This window comes from Microbacterium sp. NPDC091382 (assembly GCF_044757025.1).
In the GTDB taxonomy this organism is placed as follows: domain Bacteria; phylum Actinomycetota; class Actinomycetes; order Actinomycetales; family Microbacteriaceae; genus Microbacterium.
This window is the reverse complement of the sequence record NZ_JBIVUD010000002.1, coordinates 207820-226201: the sequence shown is the minus strand read 5'-3', so window position 1 is coordinate 226201 and position 18382 is coordinate 207820. Positions and strand designations below refer to the sequence as shown.

Here is an 18382-nt window from a genome sequence, read left to right as displayed (position 1 = left end):
CGACCCGTCTCCGCGCCTGGATAGAGTGACCGAATGGCCACGTCCACAGCATTGCTGACCGACCGCTACGAACTCACGATGCTGGATGCCGCGTTGCGCGACGGCACCGCGAGCCGTCGCTGCGTCTTCGAACTGTTCGGACGACGCTTGCCGGGCGGGCGTCGCTTCGGCGTCGTCGCGGGCACCGGGCGGCTTCTCACGGAGATCGCAGACTTCCGCTTCGACGAGGCCGAGCTCGCCTACCTGCGCGACAACGACATCGTCAGCCCCGAGACGGTGGGCTATCTCGAGGGCTACCGGTTCACGGGCAGGATCAGCGGATACCGGGAAGGCGAGCTCTACTTCCCCGGCTCCCCCATCCTCACGATCGAGGGCACGTTCGCCGAGGCGGTCATCCTCGAGACCCTGGCCCTGAGCATCCTCAACCACGACTCGGCCGTCGCCACAGCTGCCGCGCGCATGAGCATCGCGGCCGGCGACCGACCGCTCGCCGAGATGGGATCCCGCCGGGCCGCGGAGCGCTCGGCCGTCGCCGCGGCGCGCGCCGCCTACATCGCGGGCTTCTCGGCGACCAGCAATCTCGAAGCCGGCCGATCGTGGGGCATCCCCACGATGGGCACCGCCGCGCACGCCTGGACTCTCCTCCACGACACCGAGGAGGACGCCTTCCGCAGCCAGATCGAGGCCCTCGGCACGGGAACGACGCTGCTCGTCGACACCTACGACATCCGACAGGGCGTGGAGACGGCCGTCCGTGTCGCCGGTACCGGGCTCGGCGGCGTCCGACTCGATTCGGGTGATCTCCCGACCGTGGCCGCCTCCGTCCGTCAGCAGCTCGACGAGCTCGGCGCCACCTCGACGCGGATCACCGTGACGAGCGATCTCGACGAATTCGCGATCGCGGCATTGGCGGCATCCCCCGTCGATGCCTACGGTGTCGGCACCTCCGTCGTCACGGGATCCGGCACCCCCACCGCCGGAATGGTCTACAAGCTCGTCGCGCGACAGGGCTCGGACGGCGGGTGGGTGCCGGTGGCGAAGGCTTCGACGTCGAAAGCCTCCGTCGGCGGGCGTAAGGCAGCTTTCCGACGCCGCCTCGACGGGGTCGCGACCGCAGAGGTCGTCACCGTGGCCGACGGCTACGAGGAACTCGACACCGCATCAGCCCACCCGGACGCACGCCCGTTGCAGACCGTGCTCGTGGACCACGGCGAAGCGGATGCCGCTCACCTCGGAGCCGAGGGAGTGACCGCCGCTCGCGCGCATCACCTCCGGGTCCGCGAGGAACTGCCCGTCATGGCGCTGGCGCTCAGCCGCGCCGACCCGGCGCTACCGACCGTCTACGAGGTCAGCGACGCGTAGATCTCCTTGCAGGTCGGGCAGACCGGGAACTTCTCGGGATCCCGACCGGGGGTCCACTTCTTGCCGCACAGCGCACGTACGGGCTTGCCGGTGATCGCCGACTCGAGGATCTTGTCCTTCTTGACGTAGTGCGAGAACCGCTCATGATCGCCCGGTTCGATGGACTCCTCGCGGATGAGCTCTTCGAGCTCACGGTCGAGTGTGGCGAGGCCGCCCTGATCCGGGCTGTCGATCGGCGTGCTCATTCCCCCGAGTGTACTGGGGCCGAGGACTCCGTGGCCGGGTGTCAGAGGGTTTCGGCGAACTCCATGATGCGCCCGGTGCGGCGTTCGAAGAGCGCTCCGCCGACCGCGACGCCCACGACCAGCACACCTATTCCGACGCCGGAGCCGGACCAGAACGAGGTCCACGCGGCATCTTCGTCGCCGTTCAGCGACAACCAGCCCCACCACAGCGCGGGGGCGGACAAGAGGATCGCCCCGAAGAGGACGACGGCTTGTGCCATCCCGCCGCCGGTGCGCTGCGGCTGTTCGAACGGGCCCTCCCCGGGACGTGAGACGGCGTACGGCGCCGCCACGGACGCGATCGACCCGATCCCGAGACCGGCCCCGAAGAGCGAGACGCACACGCCGACCAGGGCGGGGAGGACAGCCCAGCGGCCGTGCACCCAGATGGACCCCGTGATCACGAGCGCCAGCAACGGTATGCCGATCATGAGAATGGGCACGAGTCGGCCGACCCGATCCGCGACACCGCGCACCCCGGCCGATATGTGAAGCCATACGCCCGTCGAGTCGTAGGCCAGATCGTTGTGCACGAGCCATCCTAGGAACAGGGCGAGTATCGGCGGTGGGATGAGTGCGACGACCGGCAGAGGCACCCCGACGATCACCAGCGGCGTCACGATCAGGACCGATGCGATGGGTACCACGATCACATTGGCCAGGTAGCGAGCGTCGCCGAACCAGTACAGGATGCTCCGCGCCGCCACCGCTCCACCCGGAAGACCAGGCATGACCGCGAACCACCCGAGGCCGCGACGCTCGCGCACGGGCACCGGGCGCTCCGTGGAGGTCATCATCAGCTGGACCAGGAGATACCAGACAGCTCCGAGCAGGACGATCGTTCCGACGGCGACCAGGAGGGACACGACGAGATCCCCGCCCGTACGGACGGCGATAGCCGGGGCTGCGCCGAACGGCGTCAGAGCGAGCACCTGCGCGGCCTCCGTCAGCTGCGAGGGCAATCCGCCCGACCACTCCAGCGAGAAGGCGAACGCCGCGACCGGTACCACGACGACGCCGGCAGCCGTCACCATCAATCCGGTGAGCTGCGGCGACCGTCGATCGCGAAGTGCCACGGCGGACACCGCCATGGCGCATCGCGCCGAGAGCACGGCGGTCACCACGAGCAGTACGGCGCCGAGCACCGTCTGCCCGACGGGAGTCCCGCGTTCAGATGCCGCCACGGCCATCGCCACGGCGATCGCGGTCACCGCGAGTCCGGGGATGCCGAACGCGGACACCGCCGCCACCGCCCACGCCACGGTCCGCGGTTGTACGCCCGTCGAGATGAAACGGCGCGGATCGAGCGGGTCGTCGGCCCCCGCGAAGAGCGGTACGAGGAGGAATCCCGCGATCAGCACGGAGCCACCGACGACCGTCAGAGTCGCCGCTTCCACGTCCGGAACGCGGTCGAGGCGTAGGAGGGCGACGCAGACGGCCGCGACGGCCACAGCGAGCACACCGAACGCGGCGAGCCGTCGGACGAGGACGCCGGGGCGGGCATTGAGCGAGCCGACGAGGAGCGCGAGTCTCAGTCGGAATACGTGTGCAACCACTCCAGGCCTTCCACGTCGCTGAGCCCGCCGGAGAGTTGAACGAAACGCTCCGCGAGGGTGCTGTCGCCTCGCACCTCGTCGACCGTGCCCCGCGCGAGGACCTGACCGGCGACGATGACCGCGACACCGTCGCACACCCGCTCCACGAGCTCCATGCCGTGACTCGAGAGGACCACGGTGCCTCCCCGGGCGACGTAGGACGAGAGGATGTCGAGGATGACGGCGCTCGAGACCGGGTCGACCGCTTCGAAGGGCTCGTCCAGGACGAGGAGTCGCGGCGCGTGGATCATCGCACCCGCGAGCATGATCTTCTTCGTCATGCCCGCGGAGTAATCCGAGACCGGACGGGCGAGAGCGGCCACGAGGTCGAAGGCACGTGCCAGGTCCTGCGTGCGCTCGGCGACGACGGCGGGGCGGAGCCCGCGCAGGACGCCGTAGTAGTGGAGCAGTTGTCTTCCGGTGAGACGATCGAACGTACGCAGGCGGTCCGGGAGCACGCCCATGAGAGCCTTCGCCCCCCGCGGATCGCGGCGGAGATCGACGCCGCCGACCTGGATGGTGCCGCCGTCGGGGCGAAGCAGACCCGCGATCATCGACAGCGTCGTGGTCTTGCCCGCGCCGTTGGGGCCGACGATCCCGTAGAACGTTCCGGTGCGGATCTCGAGATTCACCGCATCCACAGCGAGGGTGCGACCGAAGGACTTCGACACCTGCACCATCCGGAGTGCGGGCGCTGCGTCGCTCTCTACGATCTGCTCCGCCTCAGCCGCCGACAGAACAGCGGTCGCAGGCTCGGGACCCTGCGGCTCGGGCTCCGGCTCGAGCTCGAGGATGGCGACGGCGTCGGGCTCTACCTCTGTTTCACCGTCGGCGACCGGCTCCGGTTCGACCTCGACGACGGGCGCCGGCTCCGGCTCGACCTCCACGACGGGCGCCGGCTCCGGTTCTGCCTCGACGACAGCCTCGGCCTCTACGACCGGCTCGGCCTCGAGGAGGGGCTCGGCTTCTGCGATGGGCTCGGCTTCTGCGACGAGCTCGGCTTCTGCGACGAGCTCGGCTTCTGCGATGGGCTCGGCTTCTGCGACGAGCTCATCCTCGAGGACAGTGTCCGGCTCCGACTCGGGCTCGACCTCGACGGCGGGCTCGGGATCGACGTCGGCCGCCGGTGCGAGGTCGACGTCGGCTTCCTCCGCCGACTCGACGGCGGGCGTGGGCTCAGGCTCCACCTCGGCCGCGGGTGCGGGAGCGACCTCAGGTTCGATCGCGGTCTCGACGGCACCGAACCGTGCCGCAGCGATGGATGCGGGGAGTTCGGGCTTGGGCGGAAGCGCGACACCGATCGCGTCGTCGACCGCAGGGGCCTCCTCTGCGCCGGCCCCGGTGAGATCGGTCGGCAGCGGGGGCGGCGGCGGTACCGCGGGGCCGGCTCCGGACACTCGTGCCTTACCGCGGGGCTGTCGTGTCTTCGGAGGCGTCACCCGTCAAACCTACCAAGCGGTCCTCGCCCTCCCTGGGCGCCGTGTGATCGCGCCGCGCTTATCACGAATACGCAACGCCCGACAGGGATACGGGCCATTGTCAGGAGCCCCGGCTACGATTTAGCTGGCACAAGGATGTGTCTTTCCGATGTACGGACAGTGACCACCTCGTCAGGAGCACCCCCGTGACCAAGATCGTCATCCTCGCAGCCGGTATGGGCTCGCGGCTCGGCCGCAGCCTGCCCAAGCCGCTGACTCAGCTGAGCGACGGCCGCAGCATCATGGGCCAGCAGCACGACAACATCCACGCCGCCTTCGGGCCGAGCGCGTCGATCACCACGGTCGTCGGCTACCGCGCCGAGACCATCGTCGAGGCGTTCCCCGCGGCCGACTACGTGTACAACGACCGCTACGACCAGACGAACACCTCCAAGAGCCTCCTGCGGGCGCTCAAGGCGACCGGCAGGTCGGGCGTCCTGTGGATGAACGGTGACGTGGTCTTCGACCCGCGTGTCCTCGGTCGCGCGATCGAGCTGATCGAGGCCGACCAGTCCTTCGTCACCGTGAACACGTCCAAGGTCAGCGACGAGGAGGTGAAGTACACGGTCGATGCCGCCGGCAACATCGCGGAGCTGTCCAAGACGGTCGTCGGCGGACTCGGCGAGGCCGTCGGCATCAACTTCGTCTCACGTGCCGACAAGCCGGCTCTGATCGCTCAGCTCGGCCGGGTCGACAACCAGGACTACTTCGAGCGCGGTCTCGAGCTCGCGATCGCCGAGAACGGACTGAAGCTCCGTCCCCTCGACATCTCCGACCTGTATGCGGTCGAAGTGGACTTCGCCGAAGACCTCGACCGGGCGAACTTCTACGTCTGACGATCGGGACGGCTCCCGGTACCAGGTCGTGAACCCGTCCGCCTCGAACGTCCCCCGCATCCATTCGCTGCCGGATGACTCCGCGTGGGTGGGTGGCTTGCCTCCGGTGGGCTCGCCGGAGCACCCCTGGCTCATCCGAGTACTGGACCGGATCCTCGCCACCCAGCGTCCGGCGGTCATAGCTCACCTCCGGGCGATCCGATCGCGCCATCCGGATGCGTCCCCCTCCGATGTCTGCCGGATCCTCGAACGTCGCTATCTCGCCGCGGTGACGACCGGCGGCGCGGCTGTCGGAGCGACCGCCGTGGTCCCCGGTGTCGGGACGGCGGTCACCCTGGCTCTGGCGGGCGCGGAAACGGTCGGCTTCCTGGAAGCGACGGCACTCTTCGCGCAGTCCCTCGCAGAAGTCCACGGCATCCGACTGTCCGATCCCGATCGCGCCAGGGCCCTCGTCCTGACGTTGATGGTGGGCCGCGAAGGCGTGGACCTCGTCAACCAGTTCGCAGGGCAGGTCAGCGGAGCCGGAAAGCCTCGACAGGCCTACTGGGGTGAGCTGGTCACCACGTCGCTCCCCCGCGCGATGGTCGGCCCTCTCGTGGACCGTTTGAAATCCGCGTTCCTCCGTCGCGTCACCGTGCAAGGCGGCGTATCCGCAGTCGGCAGAGCTCTCCCGTTCGGCGTCGGAGCCGTCGTCGGCGGGAGCGGAAACCACATCCTGGGGCGCCGCGTGATCGTCGGTGCGCGGCGCGCGTTCGGCGTGGCCCCGCTCAGGTTCCCTGCCGACCTGGCCGTCGAGTCCGCAACCCCGCGGAAGCCCCCGCGTCGCCGTGGCCGGCGGGTTCCGGGCGGACACGATGATCAGATCAGCGGGTAGCGTTGCCGGGTGATCCCGGTTCTTGTCACCCTGCTCCTCCTGAACGGCGTCTTCAATCTGGTCGTCTGGCCCGCCTTCTACCGTCGCGTGGCTCGCGACCCGCGGGCGCGAGACGGAAACGGTCGCGCAACCCGCTTCCTCATCGTCCACACGGTGCTGATCGCCGTCGCACTCGTCCTCGCGGTGGTCTCCATCCTCGCCGGCGTCATCGCCGCGACGGGCGCGTGGAGCTGACGCACGACGGCCTGCACACTCCACGGTGAGGGCGCAAGTGGTTCGGCCGGCGCAGCCCCCACGACTACCGTTGTCGGGTGGTAACGACTCCCCCGACGCACCCGCCCGGCCGCATCCAGAGCCTCGACGGTCTTCGTGGCGTGGCGGCTCTCGTCGTTCTCCTGCACCACTGGCTTCTGATCGCGCGTCCTCTCCTGGAGGGCACCGTCAGCTGGGCCGTCATCTCGGAATCACCGGTCAAGCTGCTGACCGCCGGCAACGAAGCGGTTCTTGTCTTCTTCGTCCTGTCGGGGCTCGTCGTCGTCCTGCCCGTGTTCCGCGAGGGCTTCTCCTGGATGGGGTTCCTCTCCGCGCGCGTCGTCCGGCTCTACGGCCCGGTCATCGCGTCGCTCGGCCTGAGCGCCCTGCTGATCTTCCTGGTGCCGCGCGACCGTTCGACGATGCCTGCCGGCTCGTGGATGGCCGAGACGCACGCGGAGAGCGTCACCTGGTCGTCGTTCTTCGCGCAGGCATCCCTCGTGCCTCGTCAGTACTCGCTCAACAACCCTCTCTGGTCGTTGCACTGGGAGCTCTTGTACTCCATCGTGCTGCCGCTCGCGACGGCGCTCGCCCTCCTGGTGAGGCGCCACGCTCTGATCGCGGTGATCGCGTGCTGCGCGCTGAGCGTTGCGGGGCGCTTGTTCGAGCAGAGCGAGCTGCTGTACTTCCCCGTCTTCGTGATCGGCACGATCATGGCGGCGCGGATGCCCGACCTGCTGGCATGGGTCGACCGTCCACGACCCCGGTGGTTCATGCCGCTGTTCACGCTCCTCAGCGTGCTCATGCTCATCGGAAGTTGGCTCGCGCGCCCGATCGTCCCGAGCGGGACGGATCTGAGTCAGGTCCTGTGGGCCTTCGCCGCACCGGGCGCGGCGGGGATCGTCCTGGTCGCGCTCGCCTGGGGACCCGCCATCCGACTGTTCGAGACCCGTCCGATCCAGTGGCTCGGCAAGATCTCCTTCAGCCTCTACCTTGTGCACGTTCCGGTGCTGGCGACCCTCGCCTTCGCCTTCGGTTCAGAGGCCTGGGGACTCGTCGGTCTGCTCGGCATCCCGGTCAGCCTGCTGGTCGCCTGGGGGTTCTACGAGGGAGTCGAAGCTAGAATGCACAAGGCGGCGCGACGCGTCCACCGAGCTGTTGCGGCACGAGCCCGCCGCCGGGCCGGTGAAGTCGCGCCCTGACCTGCCGTCGACGAGAGCACAGCACACACATGCGTTCGCCCCTTCCGCCCGCCGTCACCCGTGCTGTCCGCTCGGCGCTGAGTCGCGCGAAGCGCATTCCGACGTCGGAGCAGATCGCCTGGGCGAGATCGCGCCCGATCCGGCCTCGCACGGTGGTGTACGAGTCCTTCGCCGGCAACGGCGCTCTGTGCAATCCCGAGGCCATCTTCCGCGCGCTGCTCGCGGATCCCGAGTTCGCCGATCTCACGCACGTCTGGGCGATCAGTGATCCGGATGCCGCGGCCGCAGTCCGGGCGGAGTTCGCCGGCGACGGCAGGGTCGTCGTCGTGGCGCGGGGCAGCGCCGCTTATTGGCGCGCGGTCTCGACGGCCGGGTACCTCGTCAACAACGCGACCTTCCCCCCCGCGTTCAGCAAGCGCGTCGGTCAGGTCTACCTGAACACGTGGCATGGGACCCCGCTCAAGCTGATGGGGTTCGACATGCCCGGCGGTGCACGCGAATCCGCCAATACGCTCCGCAACCTCCTGAACGCCGACTACCTCCTCGCCGCCAATCCGTTCATGGCCGAGACCATGTACGAGGACGCTTACCAGCTGCGCAACATCTATCGCGGCGCGATCATCGAGGAGGGCTACCCGCGGATCGACCGGCAGTGGATGTCGGACACCGAGCGCGCACTCTTCCTCGACGACCTCGCCTCGCGGCTGAACACGGACCTGACCGGTAAACGGATCGTCCTCTTCGCCCCGACATGGCGCGGCAGCTCCTTCCAAGCCCCCGACGCGGATCTCGCGCACCTGGCCGACCAGGTCGCCGGACTCCAGCGCGAGCTGGGCGACGATACGGTGGTGCTCCTCAAGACCCATCAGGTGGTGCACCGAGCGGCCAGCGGCATCCCCTCGTTGCGCCGTCTGCTCGTCCCCAATGTCCTTGCGACGAACGTGCTCCTCGGTCTGGCGGATGCGCTCGTCACGGACTACTCGTCGATCTTCTTCGACTATCTGGCCACCGGCAGGCCCATCGGCTTCCTCGTCCCGGACGGCGACGCTTACTCCGCTGACCGCGGCACATACATGCCGCTCGACGAGCTCCCCGGGCCGGTGCGCACCGATCCACGGGAGCTCGGGCGCGACCTCGCCGAATTGCTGCGACCGGATGCCGCGGCGCACCCGCGCTACGCCGAGTGGGCCGAGCGATTCGTCCCCTACGACGATGGTCAGGCGACCTCACGCGTCATCGACGTCGTCTTCCGCGGACGTGATGAGGGACGCCGCGTCCGCTCCGCGCGTCGAGACGACCGCCCCCGCCTGCTGTTCTATGTGGGCGGGATGCGCCTGAACGGCATCACGACGGCGGCCGTGAACCTCTTGAACTCGCTCGATCCCGAGCGCTACGACGTGACGGCCCTCATGGCCTTCCCTCGAGGCGCGACGACCCGCCACAATCAGACCCGCCTGAACCCGGGCATCCGTCAGATCTTCCGCGTCGGCGGGATGAACGGCTTGAAAGCCCGACAGATCATGCGCCGGGTCGCCGATGTCAGCACCGACCCTCTTCGTGCGCATCGCCGTCTCGGGCACCGCACCTTGTGGCGGGACGAGTGGACGCGCATCTTCGGGTCGGCGAAATTCGATTGGGTCGCGGACTTCAGCGGCTACAGTCCGTTCTGGGCGCACCTGATGCTGCACTCGCCCCGCGCGATCCGGGCGATCTGGTTGCACAACGAGATGGCCGCCGACCGCGATCGGACCGTCAACGGCAAGCAGGCTTTCCGGCGTTCGCTGGGGCGCGTGTTCGCGATGTACCGCGCGTACGACCAGCTCGTGTCCGTCTCCCCCGCCCTGACGGAATTGAATAGGGCGGAGCTCGCGGACTACGCGCCCGCCGACCGCTTCGTCACCCTCCGAAACCTCCCGGACCTCATCTCCGCCGCACCCGTGGACGAGCGTGAAGAGGACGACGGCGAGGCCGAGGATGACGCGACCCTCGGATCCGACGTCGAAGCGGCGCTCTCGGCCCCCGGCATCCGGAGGTTCGTCTCCGTGGGCCGGCTGTCGACGGAGAAGAACCACGCCCGGCTGATCCGTGCGTTCGCACGCCTCGCGTCCGATGCCCCGGACACCCAGCTGTTCATCGTGGGCGGAGGCCCGTTGCGGGCCCGGCTCGAGCAGCAGGTACGCGACGCGGGTCTGAGCGGACGGGTCTTCTTGACGGGTCCGCTGCGGGATCCGGTGTCCGTCATGCGACGGTGCGACTGCTTCGTCCTCTCGAGCGACTACGAGGGCCAGCCGATGGTCCTGATCGAAGCGGCGCAGCTGAGTCTGCCCATCGTGTCGACGGCATTCGGGTCCGCACGCGGCGCACTGCCCGGCGACGACATGCACATCGTCGACCGCGACGACCGGGCGCTCGCCGGCGGCATGGCCGCGTTCCTCGACGGCCGGGTGGCGCCGGCATCCCTCGACGTCGGGGCCTACACGGCAGAGGTGCTCTCGCAGTTCGATGCGCTGATCCCTCGTGCCACCGGCCACACCGCGGAAGCGCAGTGACGATCGACGCGCCGGTTCCCGGGGCCGACGCGGGCGTCACCTTCGTGATGCCCGTGCTCAACGAGCGCGATTACCTGGAACGCGCCGTGGAGACGGTGCTCCAGCAGGACGTCGACGGTCCCGCCGAACTGGTCCTCGCCCTCGGGCCGTCCAGCGACGGCACGACCGAGCTCGCGCAGCGGCTCGCTGCGGCGGACGACCGCATCCGCCTCGTGGACAATCCGCGGGCCGACATCCCCGTGGCGCTGAACCTCGCGATCCGGGCAGCGCGGCATCCCACCATCGTGCGCGTCGACGCACACTCAGAGCTCGCACCGGGGTACACGCGACAGGCGTTGGCCACGCTGGACCGCGTGCGCGCCGCCAACGTCGGCGGGGTCATGCGGGCGGACGGCCGAACCCCGTTCCAGCGCGCCGTCGCCATCGCCTACAACTCGCCGGTCGGTCTCGGTGGCGGTGCCTACCACGGAGGCGCGCCGGAAGGCCCGGCGGAGTCGGCGTACCTGGGTGTCATGCGTCGCAGCGTGCTCGAAGAGGTCGGAATGTTCGACGAGACGATCCGGCGCGGCGAGGACTGGGAGCTGAACCTCCGCATCAGGCACGCCGGTTATCGGGTGTGGTTCGACCCCGAACTCGCCGTCACCTATTGGCCGCGCGAGAGCTGGGCGCGTCTCGCCCGGCAGTTCGTCGCCACGGGAACCTGGCGAGGCGAACTCGTCCGCCGGTTCGGTCGTCAGAACTCGCTCCGCTTCTTCGCGCCCCCCGCCCTCGTCGGCGCCGTGGCCGTGAGCATCGTGGTGGGGGCGCTGCAGGCCGGTGGGCTCCTGGGCGGACTCGCCTCCGTCGTCCATCTTCCCGTCGCGCTCTACGTGGTCGGGGTGATTGCCTTCGGCGCGATCGCCGGAAGAACGCTCCGCGAACGGGCGTGGCTCGTCGCCGTCCTGCCCACGATGCACCTCGCCTGGGGCGTCGGATTCCTCGCGGGCGTCCTCAAGGGTGCGCAGGACACCGTCGACACGTCGCGTCTGGACCGCAACACCCCGCTGCCCTGACACCGATCGGCCCAGGTCAGGCGCGCAGGATCATCCCCTGGTCGAGAAGCCTGGCGACCACCCGTTCCGCCGCGCGTCCGTCGTCGCGGGCGTTGAACGTGGCGACCCACGCCGAGTACCGGTCTGCGTAGCGACCCGGGGTGTCGGGGTCGGTCAGCGCGAGCGTCAGCTCCTCCTGCGTCGAGGTCAGGGGACCAGGCGCCTTCGCCGTCAGGTCGAAATAGAAGCCGCGCAGCTCGCCCCGGTAATGATCGAGATCCGGAACGAAGAAGTAGACCGGCTTGCCCGTGACCGTGAAGTCGAACATGACCGACGAATAGTCCGTGACGAGCGCGTCCGCGGCGAGCAGGAGTGCGGAGATGTCCGGGTATGAGGTGACGTCGACGACCCGTGAGCCCGTCGCATCCGCACCCGGCACCAGCGTCCGCGAGTGCCCCCGCACCAGGATGACCGCCCCGGTGTCGGCCGCCAACCGCTCCAGGTCGAGGAAGTCCACCATCTGCTCGCGATCGTCCCGCCACGTCGGCGCATACAGGAGCACCCGATCCTCGGCGGAGACGCCGAGACCGCGACGGATCCGATGGCGGTCGCCCGAGGCCAGCACATCGTTGCGCGGGTACCCCTCCACCCAGATCGGTCGTCGACCGAAGGCGTACGCCTTCGCCAGGATGCCGGCTGCGTAGGGATTCTGTGCGAGGAGCACATCCCACCGCCTGCTCTCACGCACGACGGCGAGGATGCGGCGGGGATCGAATCCCGGGCGCTGCAGGGCGAGACGCTTGAGAGGCGTGCCGTGCCAGGTCTGCAGAACGCGCTGCCCGGGGCGACGGACGAACCGCCTCCGCAACCAGTCGTTGACCACCAGGAGCCGAACCGCCCCCCGCACCCGCCACCATTCCGGGGACCCTTCGACGACGGGCACGGCGCCGGCGGGAACTTCCACGGAGAGATCGGCGACGCTCCAGTACCGCGTCACGTTCGGCGCCTCGCGCGCGAGCTCGGCGTCGATCGCGCGCGGATTGCAGCTCGCGTTCCGCCCGTAGAAGCTCTCGAACAGCACGGCGTTCTCGAGCGCCGAGGAGTCCCGGGCGTACGCCTGTTCCAGTGCTGCTTGGCCCGCAGCGGACGAGTGCGCCTCCGTCAGAGGCGGCGAGACGCTCGCGTACCCGCCGTCGACCCCGAGGGCCAGAGCCTCCCCGACAGTACGCGGGAAGGAGGCGACATCGGCCGCGCCGAGCTCGACCCCGTCGACGACGAGCCGGTAGCTTCCGCTCGGGAGAGCGAGGAGCGGGCCGCCCCACCGGGAGATCCGCAAGGGGATCGTCGCCCGCCACCCGGCATCCGATGCCTCGACCGATCCGGCGACGCGGGCGCGCGCGCCCTCGAGACGGATGCCGGTGGGTGCGGGCCCCGACCCGTCGAGGACGAGGACATCGCCCGGTGCAAGCGCGGCCTGGATCATTCGTCACCTTTCGCTTCTCGCGGGCTCGCCAGCCTGCGCCGGATGGCGCGATAGACGCGCTCGGCGTTCCGGCCGTCGCGATAGGCATGCACGCGTGTGCTGAGATCCCGGGCACGCTCGACCCGCCGCGCACGCTCGGCATCCTCGAGCAGCACGAGCGAGAGCTGACGCATCACCTCGACCCACGTGGTCGCCACATCGACGCCCGCCAGATCGCGATAACGGCCATAGAAGCCGCGTTCGTGGGCGTACCGGTCTTCGTCAGGAGCGAAGAAGACGACCGGGAGCGGGATGAGAGCCGTGTCGTAGATGAGCGAGGAGTAGTCCGTGATGAGCGTGTCGAACGCCGGGAGCACCGGTGTGACATCGGCGATGAGGTCCGCTCCCATCGCCCGGACGCGGTCCGTCCCGGGAGGAGAGGTGTAATCCCCCGCACCTAGCGGGTGAGAGCGGATCACCAGGACCGCGTTCGCGGCGTCGAGCGAATCGACGATCGCCGCCCACTCCGCGGGGGTCGGGATCGCCGGATCCGGCGCCCCGTCTCGCCACGTCGGTGCGTAGAGGACGAGTCGCGCGCCCGAGGTCGGCCCGATGAGTGCATCGACCGATGCCCGTGCGTCCGCGGCCGAGCCGTCGGAGAGCACATCCACACGGGGTTCCCCGGTGACCGGGATGCGGTCGTGCCCGAGCCCGAAGGCGGACTCCAGCCGACCGCGGACGAGGTGGGAGGCGGCGGGCAGGAGACGGATGCGGCGTTGCGTGCGCCGGTAGGCCCAGCGCAGGAAGCGAGCGAGGCCGGGCACGTTCACGGGCGCTCTCGCAGTCACCGGGGAATCCAGCCCGAGCCGCTTGAGGGGGATGCCGTGCCACAGCTGCACGAGAAAGGACCCCGCGGTCCCGTATCTGTTCACGTCGCCGGCGCCGTGAGTCACCACGACGACCCGCGCACGGGCGGTGAGCCAGAAGCCGTACAGGCCCGCTTTCGCGACCGAACGGATGCCCGCACGTCGCGCGTCGGCGGCATCCTTCTCTGATCCCGTCAGCCAGACGGCGCGTTCCCCGTGTGCCGCTGCGACCGTCCAGAGGGCCCAGGCCCCTTCACCGATCCCGGCGGCCGAGCCGAACACCCACAGGTCGTTCGATCGCGGGATCACCCGCGTCGCCGCGAGCCCCAAAAGGTGGAGAGGGAGTCTCAGCACCTGCGCCGCGTTGCCCGACGAGAACGAGAACGACCCCATCCCGCGAGCCTATCGCGGGATGGGGTCGTGCCTCAGGGCGTCGCCGCAGCGATCAGTCGGTCAGCGTCCCCAGCGTCACGTCCGCGCTCAGGGACTTCCCGTCGCGCACGTAGACGAGGTTCGCCGCGCTGCCGGCCGCCAGCGCGCGAACCTGAGCCGTCAGGTCCGTCGCGTCGCGGACGGGGACGCCGTTGAACTCCGTGACGATGTCGCCGGCCTTCAGCCCCGCCTTCGCCGCGGCTCCGCCGGGCGTCACGTCGCTGATGAGGGCGCCGGCGACGGTGCTGTCCTTCGCATCGGCCGAGTTGCCGACCATCGCACCGAGCAGGCCGTGGGTGGCCTTCCCGTCCTTGATGATCTCGTCGGCGACCCGCTTGACGACGTTCGAGGGGATCGAGAAGCCGACTCCGATGGAGCCCGCCTCGCTCGACGAGGAAGACCCGCCGCCTGCGGTCGCGATCGCGACGTTGATGCCGATGAGGTTCCCCTCGTCATCCACGAGCGCCCCACCGGAGTTGCCCGGGTTGATCGCGGCATCCGTCTGGATGACCGCGATCGAGATCGTGCCCGACGAGCCCGACCCGCGCTGCTGTCCCTGACCGAAGTCGAACTGGAACGGCGATTCGCCGTTCTGGCCCTGGCCCTGCTCCTGCTCACCAGAATCGGGAACGGCCGAGGAGGCGATCTGGATCGATCGGTTCAGCGCGCTGACGATTCCGGTCGTGACCGTGTTGGACAGGCCGAGCGGCGCACCGACGGCGACCGTCGTGTCGCCGACGTTGAGCGTGGCGGAGTCGGCGAAAGTGATGGGCGTGAGATCGCTCGCGTTTGTCAGCTTGATGACGGCGAGATCGTAGATGGGGTCGGTCCCGACGATCTTCGCGTCGAACACGCGGCCGTCGGAGGTCGTGACCCGAAGTGAGGCGTCGGAACTCGCGCCGTCCAGGGTCACCACGTGCGTGTTGGTGACGACGTAGCCGTCCTCGCTGAGGATGACGCCCGATCCCGTGCCGCCACCGTTCGAGGACGAGGCGTTGATGGTCACGACGCTCGGCAGGGTCTTGGCGGCGATGCCGGTGGTCTGATTCACCTGGTCGGGGTCGTTGACCGTGACCTGCGTCGATCCCTTCGTGGCCACAGCGGCGGCCTGCGGCTGGAAGAGGTCGTTGCCGATCGCCGCGCCGCCCAGGCCGGATACCGCTCCCACGATGGCGGCAGCGACGAGCACGGCCACGATCTTGCCCGACCCCACCCTCGCGTCATGCGAACGGGTCGTCGCCGACTCGTCCGTCAGCGGCTGGGTCGAGAACGACGCTCCGGGCGTGTGCTGGCCGGCGTCGTGGCCGGCCTGCGGGTGGGCGGCCTGCGCGTACCAGCCCTGGCCCGGCTGGTACGGAGCCGTCGACGGGGCGCTGGGGGCGCCCTGGGGCGCGGGCGCACCGGAGTCGGGCAGAGGCGGACGCGGCGGCACGTCGGCACCGGACGTGTTCGGATCGGGGGTGTGGGAATCGCTCATGGGACTGCTCCTTTATCGAGGCGACTTCAGATTGCTCCCGGAGTCTGTGGACCAGCTATGCCACCCCTCCGATCAGCCTATGGGAGTGCGCCGGGCGTCGGGCGGGCGCGACGATACGCTGGGCCGGTGCTGCACATATCCGGCGCGTGGCAACGCGCGGCCCGCGGGGCGGGCCTGCTGTCCCCCTCGGGCGAGCTCGCCCCGACCATCTTCGCCGAGATCTCGGCTGCTGCCGTGCGGCACGACGCCATCAACCTCGGCCAGGGCTTCCCCGACGAGGACGGGCCCGTCGAGGTGATCGACGCGGCCATCAGCGCGATCCGAGGCGGCGTCAATCAATACCCGCCGGGGCGAGGGATGCCGGTGCTCCGTGAGGCGATCGCCGAGCATCAGCATCGGTTCTACGGCATCGACCTCGATCCCGAACGCGAGGTCCTCGTCACCGCGGGCGCGACCGAGGCGTTGACCGCCACCATCCTCGCGCTCGTGAACGGGCCCGCCGACGAAGTCGTCGTCTTCGAACCGTTCTACGACTCCTACGCGGCCGCCGTGGCGCTCGCCGGCGCTCGTCTGGTCCCGGTCCCGCTCCGCTGGCCGGACTTCGAACCGGACCTCGACGATCTCCGCGCCGCCGTCACCGATCGAACCCGGATCATCCTCGTCAACGATCCCCACAATCCGACCGGAACGACGTTCTCACCCGAGGTCCGCGCCGAGATCGTTCGACTCGCACACCAGCACGATGCGCTCATCGTGACCGACGAGGTGTACGAGCACCTGGTCATGTCCGGCATCCATGCGCCGATCGCGACCCTGGCCGGTGCCGCCGAGCGCACTCTCACGATCTCGTCCGGGGGAAAGACGTTCCGCACGACGGGATGGAAGGTCGGCTGGGTCAGCGGGCCCGCCGACCTCGTGGACGCCGTCCTCGCGGTCAAGCAGTACCTGACATATGTGAACGGCGCGCCCTTCCAGCCCGCGATCGCCGTCGGGCTCGGGCTGCCCGACGGCTACTTCGAGGATCTGTCGGCCACCCAGCGGGATCGGCGCGACCTGCTCGGCGCCGGACTCATCGCTGCGGGCTTCAACGTCTCGACGCCGGCGGGCTCGTACTTCACGATCGCCGACGTCCGATCGAGGATCGCGGGAGACGAGGATGCCGCGGACTTCTGCCGCGCCCTTCCCGAACGCACCGGCGTCGCCGCGATCCCTGTCACGGCGTTCGTGACACCCGAGCACCGTGGCGACTACGCGACGCTCGTCCGCTTCGCCTCCTGCAAGCGCACGGAGATCATCGAGGAGGCCGCGCATCGATTGGCGGCATCCGTGCGCTGACGCCCGGCGCGCACGTCACCCGCGAGGCGCGACCGCGAAGCGGCGCAGGGCGAGCGCAGGGTTCACGCGGCGCACCCGCTCCACAGCCCGAGCGTCGACGAAGCCCACGGCGACGTCCGTGGCGGTCCCGATGTGCACGATCGGCACGCCCTGAGGATCGATGACGACGGAGTGTCCCACGCCGAGGGGTGGCGGATGATCGGCACCGGCGACGTAAAGGGTGTTCTCGATGGCGCGCGCCTGCAGGAGTGTGCGCCAGTGGTCCTCTTTCAGGGGACCGCGCACCCATTCCGCGGCGACGAGGACGACGTGGGCGCCGGTGTCGGCGAGCACACGTGTGACCTCCGGGAATCGAAGGTCGTAACAGGTCATCAGCGCGAATCGCACGCCGCCCCGGTCGAACGTCTCGGGGACGTCGATGTCTCCGCGCTCGACCCAGTCCGATTCCCGCTGTCCGAAGGCGTCGTACAGATGGAGCTTGCGGTACCGCGCGACGATGCCGCCGGCGTCCACGGCGACGACCGTGTTGCGGACCTTGCCCGGTGATGCCGCCCGTTCGACCAGACCCGCGACGATGTGCACGTCGTGCGCCGCGGCCAGTGCGATGAGGGCGGTGACGAACGGGCCGTCGAGGTCCTGCGCGTGCTCGGCCAGGGACGCGTCGAAGGGATCCACGAAGTAGCTCGAATACTCGGGGAACAGGACGACGCCGGCACCGCGATGACGCGCGCGTGCCACCAGGTCACCGATCGCCTCTAGGTTGGCCGACTCGTCGGCGGTCGGCGCGAACTGCGCCACGGCGACGCCGAGGGGCGTGACGGTCATGAGGTCCTCTCCGGGCGACGACGGGCGAGCACGGGCGCAACGACCCACAGTCCCGCGATGACGACCGCGAGACAGGCACCCGCGACCCAGGATGCCGCATCTCCGACGACGACGTCGAACACGAACGCCACGACGCCGATCAGAAGGAGGGACACCAATCCGAGGGAGCCCAGCATGCAGACGTGTCCGAAGCGCACGATGGCCGGCTTCGCGCGACGACCGAAGAGGAACCGGTGCACCGACACGGGGGCGAGCGCGACGACGGCGCTGAGCGCGGCCAAGACCACCAGCACGAGGTACACCGCGCGCTGCGTCCCGTTCAGGTCGCCGAACGAGGGCTGGAATGCGAGGGCGAGGAGGAACCCGGTGAGGATCTGCGTTCCGGTCTGGAGCACACGCAGCTCCTGCAGGACCTCGCCCCAGTTGCGGTCCGCGCGCTCGTCTCGGGTTTCGTCGCGGCCGTCGGGCTGGGCATCGGAGGTGACGTCCTGGTCTGGTGCAGACATCCCCTCATCCTGCCCA

At 69.5% G+C, this 18382-nt stretch carries 16 protein-coding genes; 8 read left to right on the top strand and 8 right to left on the bottom strand.

The genetic code is table 11. The annotated features are described in order from the left end of the window. Window positions 1-33 precede the first annotated feature (33 nt). Complete coding sequence (locus ACIQLK_RS08470; RefSeq protein ID WP_400364181.1) at window positions 34-1362, top strand: nicotinate phosphoribosyltransferase; 1329 nt, start codon at window positions 34-36, stop codon at window positions 1360-1362. Here the strand turns inward: ACIQLK_RS08470 and ACIQLK_RS08465 are convergent. The 3 genes from ACIQLK_RS08465 to ACIQLK_RS08455 are packed head-to-tail and all read right to left on the bottom strand — an operon-like array spanning window position 1341 to window position 4680. Next, on the bottom strand, window positions 1341-1607 hold the full coding sequence (locus ACIQLK_RS08465) for a DUF3039 domain-containing protein (RefSeq protein ID WP_064001855.1): 267 nt from the start codon (window positions 1605-1607) through the stop codon (window positions 1341-1343). The two genes, ACIQLK_RS08470 and ACIQLK_RS08465, sit on opposite strands and share 22 nt — an antisense overlap. A 41-nt stretch (window positions 1608-1648) precedes the next feature. Beyond that, window positions 1649-3202 (bottom strand): hypothetical protein, encoded by a 1554-nt coding sequence (locus ACIQLK_RS08460; protein WP_400364180.1) that lies wholly within the window; start codon window positions 3200-3202, stop codon window positions 1649-1651. Then, on the bottom strand, window positions 3178-4680 hold the full coding sequence (locus ACIQLK_RS08455) for an ATP-binding cassette domain-containing protein (RefSeq protein ID WP_400364178.1): 1503 nt from the start codon (window positions 4678-4680) through the stop codon (window positions 3178-3180). The genes ACIQLK_RS08460 and ACIQLK_RS08455 overlap by 25 nt, the downstream gene beginning before the upstream one ends. A 185-nt stretch (window positions 4681-4865) precedes the next feature. Between ACIQLK_RS08455 and ACIQLK_RS08450 the strand changes: the two genes are divergently transcribed. From ACIQLK_RS08450 to ACIQLK_RS08425, 6 genes are all read left to right on the top strand, one after another. Next, window positions 4866-5555, top strand: coding sequence for an NTP transferase domain-containing protein (locus tag ACIQLK_RS08450; RefSeq protein WP_400364175.1), 690 nt, complete (start codon window positions 4866-4868; stop codon window positions 5553-5555). A 28-nt stretch (window positions 5556-5583) separates the two neighbouring features. Beyond that, window positions 5584-6429 carry a hypothetical protein gene (locus ACIQLK_RS08445; protein WP_400364173.1) on the top strand — a complete coding sequence of 282 codons (846 nt, stop codon included), beginning with the start codon at window positions 5584-5586 and terminating at the stop codon, window positions 6427-6429. Between the two features lie 9 nt (window positions 6430-6438). Continuing rightward, window positions 6439-6663 carry an SCO4848 family membrane protein gene (locus ACIQLK_RS08440; protein ID WP_400364171.1) on the top strand — a complete coding sequence of 75 codons (225 nt, stop codon included), beginning with the start codon at window positions 6439-6441 and terminating at the stop codon, window positions 6661-6663. Window positions 6664-6740: 77 nt separating this feature from the next. Next, complete coding sequence (locus ACIQLK_RS08435) at window positions 6741-7883, top strand: acyltransferase family protein (RefSeq protein ID WP_400364169.1); 1143 nt, start codon at window positions 6741-6743, stop codon at window positions 7881-7883. Window positions 7884-7912: 29 nt separating this feature from the next. Next, on the top strand, window positions 7913-10432 hold the full coding sequence (locus tag ACIQLK_RS08430; protein WP_400364167.1) for a CDP-glycerol glycerophosphotransferase family protein: 2520 nt from the start codon (window positions 7913-7915) through the stop codon (window positions 10430-10432). Beyond that, entirely contained in the window at window positions 10429-11484 is a 1056-nt protein-coding gene (locus ACIQLK_RS08425; protein WP_400364165.1) for a glycosyltransferase family 2 protein, read from the top strand. Before ACIQLK_RS08430 ends, ACIQLK_RS08425 begins: the two co-directional genes overlap by 4 nt. Window positions 11485-11500: 16 nt before the next feature. Here ACIQLK_RS08425 and ACIQLK_RS08420 read toward each other — a convergent pair whose 3' ends face one another. Genes ACIQLK_RS08420 through ACIQLK_RS08410 form a run of 3 tightly spaced genes read right to left on the bottom strand, consistent with a single transcriptional unit; the run spans window position 11501 to window position 15700 of the window. Continuing rightward, complete coding sequence (locus tag ACIQLK_RS08420; RefSeq protein ID WP_400364163.1) at window positions 11501-12946, bottom strand: CDP-glycerol glycerophosphotransferase family protein; 1446 nt, start codon at window positions 12944-12946, stop codon at window positions 11501-11503. Next, window positions 12943-14184, bottom strand: a complete 1242-nt coding sequence (locus tag ACIQLK_RS08415; RefSeq protein ID WP_400364161.1) for a CDP-glycerol glycerophosphotransferase family protein — start codon at window positions 14182-14184, stop codon at window positions 12943-12945. The genes ACIQLK_RS08420 and ACIQLK_RS08415 overlap by 4 nt, the downstream gene beginning before the upstream one ends. A gap of 52 nt (window positions 14185-14236) precedes the next feature. Next, window positions 14237-15700: a trypsin-like peptidase domain-containing protein gene (locus tag ACIQLK_RS08410; RefSeq protein ID WP_400364160.1), complete on the bottom strand. Its 1464-nt coding sequence runs from the start codon at window positions 15698-15700 to the stop codon at window positions 14237-14239. A 126-nt stretch (window positions 15701-15826) separates the two neighbouring features. Between ACIQLK_RS08410 and ACIQLK_RS08405 the strand changes: the two genes are divergently transcribed. Then, window positions 15827-17035 carry an aminotransferase class I/II-fold pyridoxal phosphate-dependent enzyme gene (locus tag ACIQLK_RS08405; protein ID WP_400364159.1) on the top strand — a complete coding sequence of 403 codons (1209 nt, stop codon included), beginning with the start codon at window positions 15827-15829 and terminating at the stop codon, window positions 17033-17035. Between the two features lie 15 nt (window positions 17036-17050). On the opposite strand, the gene ACIQLK_RS08400 is transcribed toward ACIQLK_RS08405, so the two are convergent. Then, a complete protein-coding gene (locus ACIQLK_RS08400; RefSeq protein ID WP_400364158.1) occupies window positions 17051-17860 on the bottom strand; it encodes a carbon-nitrogen hydrolase family protein in 810 nt (269 codons plus the stop codon). Further along, window positions 17857-18366: a DUF6328 family protein gene (locus ACIQLK_RS08395; RefSeq protein ID WP_400364157.1), complete on the bottom strand. Its 510-nt coding sequence runs from the start codon at window positions 18364-18366 to the stop codon at window positions 17857-17859. The genes ACIQLK_RS08400 and ACIQLK_RS08395 overlap by 4 nt, the downstream gene beginning before the upstream one ends. Between the last annotated feature and the right edge of the window lie 16 nt (window positions 18367-18382).

Bases quoted from the DNA above. Each gene is read 5' to 3' on its own strand.
- ACIQLK_RS08410 (WP_400364160.1), bottom strand. From the start codon at position 15,700: ATGAGCGATTCCCACACCCCCGATCCGAACACGTCCGGTGCCGACGTG.
- ACIQLK_RS08430 (WP_400364167.1), top strand. From the start codon at position 7,913: ATGCGTTCGCCCCTTCCGCCCGCCGTCACCCGTGCTGTCCGCTCGGCG.
- ACIQLK_RS08470 (WP_400364181.1), top strand. From the start codon at position 34: ATGGCCACGTCCACAGCATTGCTGACCGACCGCTACGAACTCACGATG.
- ACIQLK_RS08395 (WP_400364157.1), bottom strand. From the start codon at position 18,366: ATGTCTGCACCAGACCAGGACGTCACCTCCGATGCCCAGCCCGACGGC.
- ACIQLK_RS08465 (WP_064001855.1), bottom strand. From the start codon at position 1,607: ATGAGCACGCCGATCGACAGCCCGGATCAGGGCGGCCTCGCCACACTC.
- ACIQLK_RS08420 (WP_400364163.1), bottom strand. From the start codon at position 12,946: ATGATCCAGGCCGCGCTTGCACCGGGCGATGTCCTCGTCCTCGACGGG.
- ACIQLK_RS08400 (WP_400364158.1), bottom strand. From the start codon at position 17,860: ATGACCGTCACGCCCCTCGGCGTCGCCGTGGCGCAGTTCGCGCCGACC.
- ACIQLK_RS08415 (WP_400364161.1), bottom strand. From the start codon at position 14,184: ATGGGGTCGTTCTCGTTCTCGTCGGGCAACGCGGCGCAGGTGCTGAGA.